Source organism: Bacillus sp. OK048 (assembly GCF_900103525.1).
In the GTDB taxonomy this organism is placed as follows: domain Bacteria; phylum Bacillota; class Bacilli; order Bacillales; family Cytobacillaceae; genus Neobacillus.
Window position 1 is genome coordinate 70,755 of the sequence record NZ_FNHN01000004.1, and the last position, 13,034, is coordinate 83,788.

Here is a 13,034-nt window from a genome sequence, read left to right on the forward strand (position 1 = left end):
TATCTATGTATTATTAATAATAATACACTTTAGCGGTATCTTTATAACTAGAAAACTCAAATTATTAGACAAAATAAAAATTACCCACAGATTTTTTATCTGCGGGTAATAGAAAGTTGAAATTTTTGTTATTCATATCTCAGTGCATCAATCGGACTAAGTTTCGAGGCTTTGTTCGCAGGAAGTAATCCAAATATAATACCAATCAACGCAGAAAAGCTAACTCCAATTAAAACGATTAATGGACTAATCGTAGCCGTAATGGGTGAGAATTGTGAAACAGCAATACTTCCAATCGAAGCTAGACCGATACCTATCAACCCGCCGATCGAGGTTAAGGTAATAGACTCAATTAAAAACTGTAGAAGGATTTTCCTTCTTGTCGCACCAATGGCTTTTCGGAGTCCAATTTCTCTTGTTCTTTCCGTTACTGATACGAGCATGATATTCATAACACCAATCCCTCCGACCAAGAGAGAAATACCGGCAATACTCCCGATGAGTAACGTGAGTAAAGAAATAACTGTATTTAATTCTTTTTCATAATCCGCAAAACTATTGGTTCTATACTGCCCATCCTCTAGCTTTTTGGTCTCCGTCAATGTTTCAGCAGCCAGTCTTCCTGTTTCAGAAATGTTTTCAGAGTCACTAGCAATGACCGACAATTGTTCGATTTCTCGATTACCAAACATCATTGAAATAACAGAACGCGGCATCAGCATTTCACCCGTTTCCTTATTTCGAAATTGTTCAGGGAGCGGTGATTCATACACGCCCACAATCTTGTAAGGATTATCATTTAAATCTATAATTTCACCAATTGGATTTTCAGTTTCCTTAAAGAACTTTTTCCTGGCGATGGTATCAATAAGGACTACCCGATTCAAACCATCATTATCTGCGACGTATAATGCCCTTCCTTCTACTACTTGAATGTCTCTTGCAGGAAAGAATTCCGCACCCACACCTGTAATTTGCATATCTCCTTGTACTTCATCATGCCTCATCATTCCCCAGCCTTGATTCGTTGCAAGCACAGCTTTAACACCCGGAACCTCTGCGAGCACTTGAACATCATCTGTGGTTAATTCAGGCTCCTGCCAAAACATTCCTTCCTCACCTTCAGGTGGCATGTATTCATAATAAATTTGGATGGCATTCTTATCGGTTGCAAACAATTCATCGGTCATTTGTTTCTTCGTACCTTGTCCAATCGCAACAATAATGATGACAGCGGCCACACCAATAATAATCCCCAGCATGGTTAAAATCGATCTAATCTTATGATTCCAGATGGACGAAAGGGCGATTTTAAAACTCTCCCAAATATTCATGTCGTCACCCTCCGATCATTCGTTATCCTGCCATCTTTTATCGTAATAATCCTTTTAGCATATGCCGCAATTTCTTCTTCGTGGGTAATAATAATAACGGTTTTTCCTTCTTCATTGAGCTGTGAAAATAGTTTCATAATTTGACCGCTTGTTTGTGAATCAAGGGCTCCAGTCGGTTCATCTGCTAATAGAATGGTTGGGTTATTAACCATTGCCCTAGCGATGGCAACACGCTGCTTCTGCCCTCCGGATAATTGATTAGGCAAATGCTTCATCCGGTCTCCTAAACCGACCTTTGTCAGCATGTTTTTCGCCCTCTCCGTTCTTTCCCGTTTGGAAACTCCAGCATATACAAGTGGAGCAGCCACATTTTTTATGGCATTGTCTCTTGGAAACATAAAGAATTGTTGAAAAACAAAACCAATGTGTTCATTCCTAAGCCGTGCAAGGGCACTTTCTTTTGCAGAGTCAATGTGTTGCCCGTTTAATTCAAATGTTCCCGAGGTTGGGTAATCTAAAAACCCGATAATATTCATCAAAGTGGATTTTCCTGATCCGGATGGACCCATGATGGCAACAAACTCTCCATCTTCTATCGTCAAATCAATCCCATGAAGGACAGGCACTTCTAATGGACCTTTCCCGTAAACTTTGGTAATGTTACTCAACTTCATCAAATGAAGTCACTTCCATTCCATCATGCATTTCTGGTGTTGGTGTAATAACAACAAGCTCCTCTGGCTTTACCCCATCCGTTACTTCTATGTAGGCATCGTTCATAACTCCAGTTTGAACTTCTCGTCTTTCAAGCTTCCCATCTATTAAAATATAAACAAATTTGATACCAGCTTCGTCTATTAACGCAGGATGTGGAATCGCAAGCTTTTTATCAGAACTGCCAGCTTTAATTTCTAAAGAAACATGGAAGCCTTGGCGCAACTCAGTGGTATCATCGGTAATGGTAACTTTAAATGGATACATGGTTACATTGCCGCCTCCACCGCCTCCGAATTCTTCGCCACCGCCACCTTCGTTCGGGAATTGTGAAATAGATTCAACTGTACCGTTCCATTCACGATCTTTAAAGACTTTCGGCCGGATAATCACCTGCTGCCCTTGTTGGATTTTGACCGTATCAAATTCACTCATTGTCCCAATCACTTTAAATGGTTGACTGGAAATAATATGGATGATAGGTTCAGAGGCTCCTGTTTCCGTTTTTGCTACATTCTGATTAACCTTTACAATTATTCCATCCATTTTGCTAACAATCGTCATTTCTTTTTTTTGTACATTTAATTCTTTTATATGGTCGTCAGAGGAAGCAATTTCAGATTTAGTACTCTCATATTGCATCTCTAGTTGTACCTTTTCGTTCGAAAGCTGGTTAACGTCTTCTTGTGAAACAAGTTCTTCTGTGACACCTTCTGTTACAGGAGCCTGTGTGCCCAATTTCTTTTTCGCTTCAGCTAATCTCTTGGTAATATCAGCAATTTGGTTTTGTTCCGTTTTGCCTCTACTTTGTAACAAGTCTTTTTGACGAACTGCCTTATTAAGTTCATTATCTATTTTTGAAGAATCATAGACTACTAGAGGATCACCAGCTTTGACGGCTTGGTTTTCTACCACTTTAAATTCATTTATTTCCCCTTTTTCCGGTTCTAAAAAGACCTTCTGCTCACTTTCGGGGACAATTTTGCCCGTTACTAGTATCGATTCTACCAATTCCTGTTCACTAACCTTTTGAACACTTATCCCCATTTCAACATTTTCATTCCCTGCAGTTTTTACATTTGTTTTTCCCAAAAAATAATAACTACCCGTGCTGGCTATAATCAGTATTCCAACAATTGCTGCAACCCAAATCAAGATCTTTTTCTTCACGATATACCCCCATAAATCTATTATTTTATCATCTCTAACTATAACAATAATGGAAATATTTTCAACAAATATACTTTTATATTTCTAGTTTCTAATCGAATTGACACGCGACAAAAGACCTTCCTAAACGAAAGGTCTTTTGTGGTGTGTTATTATTTCTAAATTATAATTAAGTCTAATTTCACCAGATCAAGTACCACAAAAGGTCTGATATGGACGAATAGAAGGTGCAGGCAACGAGCAGTATTCACTCTGTTCCGGAGCGTATGAATAGGGATTTGATAGAACTTTCAGGAGACGCTCCATCACGCTGTAATCTCCACTATTTACTGCCGCCTCCAGTGCCTCTTCTACTCGGTGATTTCGAGGGATTACCCCAGGATTGCTGTTCTTCATTAACTGGATTCGTGCTTCCTTCGATTCCAGCTGTCTGCTAAGTCTTGTCTGCCATAGCTGATGCCACTCTGTGAATTCCGATATTCCATGCAGAACTAATTCTCTTGTTGAATCAGTCGTTAACGCTCTGAATGTATTGGTATAGTCGGCACCATGCTTCTCCATTATTTTGAGTAGGCTTTCAACAAGAGATGCATCCTCTTCCTCTTCATTAAAAAATCCTAGTTTCGCTCTCATTCCCTTAAGGAAGTTCGATTTAAATAAACCAGCAAATTCAGAAAGCTTTTCCTGTGCAAGCGTGACAGCCTGTTCTTGATCCACATGGAGCAGCGGCAACAGGGATTCTGCTAACCGTGCAAGATTCCAAACGCCAATATTCGGTTGATTTCCAAAAGCATATCGTCCTTGTCTATCAATGGAACTGAACACTGTGGCTGGATTATAGGTATCCATGAAAGCACAAGGTCCATAATCAATGGTTTCTCCACTTATCGTCATGTTATCAGTGTTCATCACTCCGTGAATAAAGCCAACCAGCTGCCATTTTGCAATCAGCGCCGCCTGGCTTTTGATCACTTCCCGAAGCAGGGAAAGATATCGATTTTCATCCTCTTCAATTTCAGGATAATGGCGTTTTATCGCATAGTCTGCAAGTTCCTTTAGTTCTTCAGCGGTCCCCCCGCCTGCAGCATATTGGAAGGTTCCGACACGCAGATGGCTGGCAGCCACACGAGTTAGTATGGCACCGGAAAGTTTGGTTTCACGGATAATAGGCTCACCGGTAGTTACTACTGCTAAACTTCGGGTGGTAGGGATACCAAGTGCATACATTGCTTCACTGATAATGTATTCTCGCAGCATCGGACCCAGTGCAGCTCGGCCATCGCCACCGCGGGAGTATGGCGTTCTCCCAGGACCCTTTAGCTGAATATCAAAACGCTCACCTTTTGGTGTAATCTGCTCCCCAAGCAATATAGCTCGACCATCACCTAACATCGTAAAATGCCCAAATTGATGTCCCGCATATGCTTGAGCTAAAGGAGAGGCACCATCTGGTATTTTATTACCAGCAAATACCGCTGTACCATCTTCGCTTTGCAAATCCTTTAACTTCAGCCCTAATGACGTTGCCAATGGTTCGTTGAGAATGATTAATTTGGGTGAACGAACAGGCGTTGGATTCTGACTTGTAAAAAATGTTTTCGGCAGACGAGCATAGCTGTTATCAAGGTTCCAACCCGTTTCGATGAATTCTTTTGTCATTGTATCCTCTTTTCTCTTTTTGTCTTTTTACTTACTAGATTATCCATTTACTATAACTTTATCTTCATACCGTTTTTTTAAAAATAAGGCTGTGTTAAAGGTAAATGTTGATTTCACTCAATTTGAAAAATAGGCGGGGAATTCCGCTTATTTCGGGAAATTCCCATATTTCCCTTAAAATAAGCGGAGTTTTTCCGGTTATACGTTCCAAATCGATGGCTTTTGTCTTATTGTGAACAGTTAGTCGGAATATCTCCGCTTATATCTGCTCCTTAAGCCTCCACTATCGACATTAGCCGGAAATTCTCCGCTTAAAAATTTTACTACACGAAAATCAACAATGAATAATAACAGAGCCTAAAATAAAAAGACCATAAGAAGATGTTCACTTCTCCCCTTCCCCAAGTTGTAGGACTCTCATCTGTCCTTTTATATCATTTTTTGTCAGACTTTTGTGGGGTTTTTATTGTCCGTTTCTTTAACAGTGCAGCGAACTCGTTGGCAGGGACCGGTTTAGAATATAAATATCCTTGAATAGTGTCGCATTTATATTCCTTTAATATTTCCTGTTGTTCGACTGTTTCTACACCTTCAGCAACTACATCCATATTCAGATGATGGGCTAATTCGATAATCGTCTTTGTAATAAAATTTGAACCTTCACTATCTGTTAGCCGTAAACCATTAATAAAGGATTGATCCATTTTTAAAGTATCTATCTTCCCTTTAAATTTCATCAAATAGGAGAGAGAGGAATAGCCTGTACCAAAATCATCAAGCGAGATTCGGATTCCAATATTTCTCAATTCATCTAAAACAGAGAGTACCACTTCTTCATTCGCTAGGAGAAAGGATTCAGTTATTTCAATTTCTAAGTATTTGGGATCGAGCGCAGTTTTCGCTAATATTCTCCCAATATTTACAAGTAAGTCCTTTTCTAGAAAACGATGGGCTGATGCGTTAACGGATATTGGTATCGCTGGTAAGCCAGCATCTTGCCATTCTTTATTTTGGATGCATGCTTTTTCTTTTACCCATTTTCCAATATCTTTAATAATCCCTGTCTCTTCTGCCAAAGGAATAAACTCTCTAGGGGAAATCAACCCCAACTTTGGATGATTCCAACGAACAAGAGCTTCTGCACCCACAATCTGGTTCGTCCTAACATGAATTTTAGGCTGATAATATAATTCCAATTGATTTAATTCCAACACTTTTCGCAAATCTGACTCTAGTGTCAATAGTTTATAGGAGTCTGCATCCATGGAAGAAGTATAGATATGATAGGTATTCCGTCCTTTATCTTTTGCTTTATAGAGGGCTGAATCAGCGTGCATTAAAATTGTTTTAGAATCCTCTCCATCATTTGGAAAGATACTGATCCCAATGCTTGCTGTAACAAATAGCTCATACTTCTGAATAAAAAATGGATCTTCCAAAGACTTTATCATATTTTTGGAATACTCGATAACCCGGTTTATATCGTTGATATTAGGTAATAGAACAGCAAATTCGTCTCCGCCTAATCTGGCAAGTACATCATTTTCTCCAAGAAGTTCTTTTATTCTAGTTGATATTTTTTTTAATAATAGGTCCCCAACAGAATGACCTAGTGTATCATTAATATACTTAAACCGATCCAAATCTATATACATGACAGCTAATTTCGACTGTAAAGTTTTGCTAACATCTAAGGATCGTTCTAATTTTTCCTGGAATAACCTTCTGTTTGGAAGGTCGGTCAAAGGATCATGATAGGCCAAAAATTTATTTAAATCCTCTGTTTTTTTCCGTTCAGTAACATCTTGAAGTGTCCCTACAATTGTTGGTCGGTTATTTTCAAAATAAACCTTTTTTGAATGGGCTTCTATATCGATTAGTACCCCATCTTTCCGTACCATTCTAAAAGAATGATCAACCCCGTCTTCTCCATTTTTCAAGTGATCAAAAATAGATTTCTGACTACGTTGGTCATCTGGATGAATATAATTCCAAATACGTAATTTCTCAGTAAACCCTTCACCCAAAATTTGATAAAATTTACGATTGCCATAACTAATATGACCATCTTCTTCAATAATATAGAGTCCAATGAAGGCCTGCTCTACCATACTTTTAAATTTTAACTCAGTCCGAGTTAGCTCTACTTCAATTTTCTTTGCTTCTGTTACGTCTGTAGCGATTAGGAACATTCCTATCACTCTGCCATTAACGAATGCTGGTATACCTTCGATAAGAATTTGAATGGGTATTCCTGTTTTATGTAAAAATACTGTATTCTCCTGTTTTTGGTCACCAGAAAGAACGGTTTTTATAAATGACTTAAATTTTGAAATCTCACTTGAAGGAATAAATCGTTCCACTGAACTCAAAACGATTTCTTTATTTGAATATCCAAGAGCTTCTAAAAATTGATCATTCGTCTTTACTATGTCCCCATTCGTATCAACAAAGAAAACCATACCGAGGTTATTTTCAAACAGTGAACGGTAAAATTGATCAGAGTCAACTAATTGATGTGCTAATATAAGATCCGAGATTTTCCGATTTTTAATATCTTGAATCATACCAAAAAAGCCTTCTGGAAATCCGTTTTGATCAAGAATAATCTCTGCCGTTTCGTATACGTAACGGATCGTTTGATCACTTCTAAGTATTTTATATTCTAATTCATATCCAGATTTAGTCTTAATGGCATTTTGAATCGTATTATTTACTACATCACGATCGGAAGGATGAACGTAATGTAATAATTCATCAAGTGTAATTGGCTTATTTTTTGCTTCATTCATTTCAAAAAAGTGAGGTAATTGCTTAGAAGCCTGATGTTGATCATTAACGACATCATAGTAAAAATGACAAATATCATTCATGTCATCGAACGTGGCCAGGTTCTTTTTTAACAGTGCTTCTTCTTTTTCCTGTCTTTTTAATTCTGTAATATCTTTTACTATTACAATTATATTAGTTTCAACAGGAAATAATGTTACGTTAATGTCAATGATCCTCTCGTCCTTACATCTGCCTAAGGTATCGAATGATTGCATCTTGCCTAAGATGGCTTTAGATAAAAATTGTTTTTGTTCAGAGGATTCATATTGTATAAAAACATCTAAAAAGGGTTTATCAAAATCGTCCTTATTATATCCAAATTGTTTAGCGAATGCTTGGTTATATGTAATAAGGTTACCGTTCCGATCTAATTTGATAATCGAGTTTAAATGGTCATAAATTTCCGAATTCAAGTTTATTTCATCCATAAATTGTTCCTCTGTCCTCTCAGGATATCTTTTCATTCTATAGATTATCTCCTAACTTATAATAGAATATAGTTATTCTTCAGTTAGATAAAAAATCATCGTATATATTCTTGTTAGCCCATCAGGCTTCCTCGTCGTTTGATAGGGTTTTTCCTACAGTCTCAAAAGTTTTTGTGCACCTTACATATTTCGACATTTTGAGGAGGTATTCCTTTATTTTATAGGAAATTACAGTGAATTTGAAACCAGGGCTAATTTTTCTAAATAGATAGAAAATGCTATGATACCAGTGATTACGTTTTTGTTACGTTAACCAATGAAGTTATAATACCAACCCCTCCTGAGGTGATGTTATGTGGAATCTATCGAAAGAAGTGAAAGAAAAATTCCTAAAATGTACTACTCTACCCATTCATGAATCAGATGAAGACTGGGAATATGCATTAAGGGATGCAAAAGAAGAAGGTGAAGATCTCATTGCGCGTTTAAAAGAGGAGCTTGAAGAAGTAAAAGACGAATTGTTACGCATCTTGCCTAACCGTTTCATTCATTACGTAGATAATGGAACATTAAATCAACCGACATTACCAAAAACAGTGCGGGAAGATTACTTACAATGGGTGCAAGAAGCATACAAGAAATTCGAGCAAATTTTAGATGCTGCATATGAAAATACGAAGCAGAGCGTTACATTTTTATCCTCTGCGGTTCAGGATGTCTTTGCGGAAAGTTTGCATGATTCAACGATTGAGCGAATTGAACGAGAAGGGGATACGCTTCATCTTTACATTAATACAGATGGCGGTTTTTCATCGAAGTCACATGTTCACTTCATTTTTCAAAATGTTAAAGCGGAACAAGTTGATGAACCAATACAAGTTGGCCAATGGTTAATTTACTACGAGTTACAGAAAACGGTTGATGGGTTTGCGTTCCGCGTGTTGTTTGATTGTCCGGATTCAGAGTGGACAATTACACTGAAGAGCATGGATGCCGAGTATTATTATCGTCCTGTTACATATGCGACAATGAATGATGAAGGAAAGGTTGAAGAGACATCATTTGCAGACTATGTTTCACAGTTAAATCCAGATTATCGTTATTGGTTGATAACACCGCATGTGACCTGTGCCATCAAAACATTATCAGAGAATATGACATTAGAAAACGGAAAGATTGAATTCGGACAAAATGAAATGGTTGTTATCACAGGGAATGAACGTTTTACCTATAAATTAGAAGAATACAATCCAATTAAGTTCATTTATACGGACGTATACGAAGATCCTTATGCACATTTTAGTGAACCTGTGCCAAGAGAAGAAATCGAAGCTGCTGCCTTTAGTGATGAGTTAGAATTACAAGTGCGGGCCTGGAATACCATGTATGCAAATCCCGAAGAACTAGCAGAGATTATCAATCGCGTATTATCGAAAATGGAGATTACGGACGAAAATGAAATGATAGTTAGCGTTTATGCTAATCATTTTTATAAAAGGGGGATTTTGACAGAAGAAGTCGTCGAACTGTATCACAAGTTTATTGATTAGCTACATATTTTACGGATGAATAATCTGATTGAATAGAAGCCCTTCGAACCAACCGGAACGAAGGGCTTCATTCTAAAAAGCTTCAAATCTCTCTATACTTAAAGCCTTAATAAACATCGCGTTGATAACGCCCTTGCTTCTGCATATCCTTTAGGTATGCTTCGGCTGCTTCGCGGTCCAAAGCACCTTCTTTTTCAATCACGCAAATAAGTGCTTCGTTAACGTCCTTCGCCATGCGTTCTTTATCTCCACAAACGTAGAAATAAGCTCCATTTTCAAACCACTCAAATAATTCCTTGCTGTTTTCAAGCATTTTATGTTGAACGTAAACTTTTTGATCCGAATCACGGGAGAAAGCAGTATCAATCCTTGTCAATACCCCATCCTGTTGATATTTTTCTAATTCATTTTGATAGAGGAAATCTGACGCTGCATGCTGGTCACCAAAAAATAGCCATGACTGCCCAGTTGCTTCCGTTACTGCACGTTCCTGGATAAATGAACGGAATGGCGCAATGCCTGTTCCCGGACCAACCATTATAATATCTGTTTCCGGTGATTCTGGCATATAGAAATGTTTATTCGGTTGTACAAAGACCGGAAGCGTATCTCCCTCTTGAACACGTTCTGCACATAAGACAGAACAAACACCATTTCGGTCTCGTTCGTTCGCCGTATAGCGTACTGCACCAATGGTTAGATGAACTTCGTCAGGGTTAGCAGTAATGCTGCTTGCGATAGAATAAAGTCGCGGTGTCATTTTCCTTAATAACGAAACGATTTCCTGTGCAGAAGCCTTCCATGGCCCAAAATCACGTAACATATCAAGCAAATCCCGCCCATAGCAATACTCTTTTAGCTGAGTTGCATTTTCAACTAATACAAGTGTTTGTAACTCCTCGTTTTCAGTAAAAGCTGCTGCCTGTTGTAAAATCTTCTTCGTCAATAGTGTAATTTCAAAATAGGTTGTCAGCGCTTCCTTAAGCATTAGTGTTTCACTTTGCTTATTAATCAGTACTGCTGTTTCTTCATCCCATCCCATTTCCTCAAGCAGAGTGGCCACAAGCTCTGGATCATTTGCAGGGACAATCCCTAGTGCATCTCCAGGAACATAAGAAAGTCCTGAACCTTTTAAAGATAGTTCAATATGTCTCGTTTCTTTACTAGAGCCTGTTCCATTTAAATTTATATTTTTAAGAACCTTTGCTTGAAATGGATGGTTCCTAGAGAATGATAGATTGTCACTTTTGGTATTTTTAGGATTTTCCATAGTAAGTTGCATAGCTCTCGACCTCCAAAAGTTAATATAGTTTAAGAATAGCACAGCTATTATCATATCAGATGTATATTTTGACACACAATGTCTAAATTGCTAAATTAAATTGTTCCATTATTGAGAAAAATACCCACCTCTCAATGAATAGTGACCATAAAAAAGGAACAGGTTAATATCCCATTCCCAATTGAAAAATTATTTACAAGTCTCGACGATGAAGACGGCTGACGTCCGCATAGTCACATTATAAAAAAAAAGACGATCATGCCTCTTTTGAATGTTTTTGTTCCATTAACAAACTACCGCCATAGGTAATTTCCTTAATTATCACAGGCACTTCTCCAGTTGGAATTTTTAACAACAACTTTTCATTGATATTCTTTAAGAGAAGCTGCTTGCCTACCGGAGATAAAAACGAAATAAAACCTGTATCAGGATCTGATTGTTCTGGGTAACAAATTACATAATCCTCTGCTTCCTGATCCTCTTCATACCACACTGTTACCTTTGTCCCAATATATACTTTTGGAAAAGATGAAATAATCTTTTTCTTGTTATTGTCTTTTAATAGCTCTTCCACTTCTAGGATGTATAAATTAAAAAAGTGTTTTATGCGTTCTGGCACCGGGGTTGATGAGATATAGAGGTTCGTTAGCTCTTTGATATTTTCATCAATATAGTCAAACTGCTGTACGAAATATTCCTTATTTTGTTCTATACTATGGTTCATAATAGATAACCCCCAAACTTGGATTAATCCTTTTGAAAATCTTTGGAAACCCTTTCATTTTAAATTCCTCCCTATAAAAAAATAAGACCTCCTGAAATAATGGCGGTACATCATTCCTGTTCAGGAATGAAGCAATGGCCTTTTAACCAAGAAAAAGTCTTATGTTAATAGTATCATATTTAGGTTAATAAGTCCTATTTACTACTGATGCAGGTCTATTATAGGTGACTATTTGTGATTATATACTTCTTCCTGCAACACTTCTTTCAAGTCATCTCTAACACTTTCTTTTGCAAGAGGAACATTTGAACGGTAAGCGGCACGGACGATCACATGTGCTGAAACAGGTGCGGTAAGAAAGACAAAGAGAATTCCAAGAAATAATCGGATGCTAAAATATCCATCTATGAAAAAAAAGAAAAATGTCCCTACCAGAATAAACAGAACACCCATCGTTGAACCTTTTGAAAGTGCGTGAGCACGGGTATACAGATCAGGAAGACGAATAAACCCAATTGCACTTAAAAAACTAGCGATTGTCCCAACTAAGATTAAAAAAACGGCAGCCAGTTCAATCTGATTGATTACGTTCAATGACCACACCTCTTTCAATAAATCTCGCAAAGGCAATTGTCCCGATAAAGGAGAGAATTCCTATTAATAAAATCACTTCAAAAAATCCCGTACTTCTTATGAAAACTGAAAATATTGCTACTCCTGATATTAAATTAATTCCTAATGCATCCAGAGCCTGAACCCTATCCAGCGCAGTTGGCCCCTTCACTAAACGGAAGACAGTAACAAAAATCGCAAAACTTAGAAAGGTTAAGGAACATAGTAATATACCTTGTATCATGATCGGGTCACCTTCTTTATCGCTTTTTCAAATTTAATTGTAGATAGAAGAACTGAGTCACTTGATTCCGGAATATCCATCGCATGGATATAAAACTTTTTACTGTTTGAAGCCACTTCAACGACAACCGATCCTGGTGTCAACGTTAACAGTAAAGCGAGTAAAGTTACCTCCAAATCCCCTTCTAACTCCGTTTCGAGTGTAAAGATACCTGGAGTGATATTGATTCTAGGGCGTAGCACCTGACGAATAACTAAAATGCTGGACGTAAATAATTCATAAATAAAAACGAGAATTAGTTGAATAATGGCCAGTAAGGTAACTAAATAAAATTTAGTAGGAAGATATCTTCTCAGGATAAAAAGAACCAATAATCCAAATAGATAACCGCTAAAAAACGTTAATCCACTCCAATCATCCTGAAGAAACATCCAAATAATACCGATAAATAAATTAACTAATACTTGCATGGGCATTGCTACCAC

Annotated in this window: 11 protein-coding genes; 1 reads left to right on the forward strand and 10 read right to left on the reverse strand. The window is 37.6% G+C overall.

Annotated features, from left to right (window positions below):
- Positions 1–128 precede the first annotated feature (128 nt).
- From BLR86_RS09005 to BLR86_RS09025, 5 genes are all read right to left on the reverse strand, one after another.
- Positions 129–1,334 (reverse strand): ABC transporter permease, encoded by a 1,206-nt coding sequence (locus tag BLR86_RS09005; protein ID WP_090760496.1) that lies wholly within the window; start codon positions 1,332–1,334, stop codon positions 129–131.
- Positions 1,331–2,011 (reverse strand): ABC transporter ATP-binding protein, encoded by a 681-nt coding sequence (locus BLR86_RS09010; protein WP_090760498.1) that lies wholly within the window; start codon positions 2,009–2,011, stop codon positions 1,331–1,333. The genes BLR86_RS09005 and BLR86_RS09010 overlap by 4 nt, the downstream gene beginning before the upstream one ends.
- Positions 1,995–3,218, reverse strand: a complete 1,224-nt coding sequence (locus tag BLR86_RS09015; protein WP_090760500.1) for an efflux RND transporter periplasmic adaptor subunit — start codon at positions 3,216–3,218, stop codon at positions 1,995–1,997. The genes BLR86_RS09010 and BLR86_RS09015 overlap by 17 nt, the downstream gene beginning before the upstream one ends.
- A 189-nt stretch (positions 3,219–3,407) precedes the next feature.
- The gene (locus BLR86_RS09020) at positions 3,408–4,877 is read right to left on the reverse strand and encodes a protein adenylyltransferase SelO (RefSeq protein ID WP_090760502.1); all 1,470 of its coding nucleotides are present in this window, start codon (positions 4,875–4,877) and stop codon (positions 3,408–3,410) included.
- A gap of 434 nt (positions 4,878–5,311) precedes the next feature.
- Positions 5,312–8,173 carry a sensor domain-containing protein gene (locus tag BLR86_RS09025; RefSeq protein WP_090760503.1) on the reverse strand — a complete coding sequence of 954 codons (2,862 nt, stop codon included), beginning with the start codon at positions 8,171–8,173 and terminating at the stop codon, positions 5,312–5,314.
- 317 nt (positions 8,174–8,490) lie between these two features.
- On the opposite strand from BLR86_RS09025, the gene BLR86_RS09030 reads away from it, so the two are divergent.
- Positions 8,491–9,687, forward strand: coding sequence for a DUF4085 family protein (locus BLR86_RS09030; protein ID WP_090760505.1), 1,197 nt, complete (start codon positions 8,491–8,493; stop codon positions 9,685–9,687).
- A 106-nt stretch (positions 9,688–9,793) separates the two neighbouring features.
- On the opposite strand, the gene BLR86_RS09035 is transcribed toward BLR86_RS09030, so the two are convergent.
- The 5 genes from BLR86_RS09035 to BLR86_RS09055 all read right to left on the reverse strand — a co-directional run bounded on the left by BLR86_RS09035 (position 9,794) and on the right by BLR86_RS09055 (position 13,025).
- Complete coding sequence (locus tag BLR86_RS09035) at positions 9,794–11,023, reverse strand: sulfite reductase subunit alpha (protein WP_302847213.1); 1,230 nt, start codon at positions 11,021–11,023, stop codon at positions 9,794–9,796.
- A 202-nt stretch (positions 11,024–11,225) separates the two neighbouring features.
- Complete coding sequence (locus BLR86_RS09040) at positions 11,226–11,693, reverse strand: GreA/GreB family elongation factor (RefSeq protein ID WP_090760509.1); 468 nt, start codon at positions 11,691–11,693, stop codon at positions 11,226–11,228.
- 228 nt (positions 11,694–11,921) lie between these two features.
- Complete coding sequence (mnhG, locus tag BLR86_RS09045) at positions 11,922–12,287, reverse strand: monovalent cation/H(+) antiporter subunit G (RefSeq protein ID WP_090760511.1); 366 nt, start codon at positions 12,285–12,287, stop codon at positions 11,922–11,924.
- A complete protein-coding gene (locus tag BLR86_RS09050; RefSeq protein ID WP_090760514.1) occupies positions 12,265–12,549 on the reverse strand; it encodes a Na(+)/H(+) antiporter subunit F1 in 285 nt (94 codons plus the stop codon). The genes mnhG and BLR86_RS09050 overlap by 23 nt, the downstream gene beginning before the upstream one ends.
- Complete coding sequence (locus BLR86_RS09055) at positions 12,546–13,025, reverse strand: Na+/H+ antiporter subunit E (protein WP_090760516.1); 480 nt, start codon at positions 13,023–13,025, stop codon at positions 12,546–12,548. The genes BLR86_RS09050 and BLR86_RS09055 overlap by 4 nt, the downstream gene beginning before the upstream one ends.
- Positions 13,026–13,034: the final 9 nt, after the last annotated feature.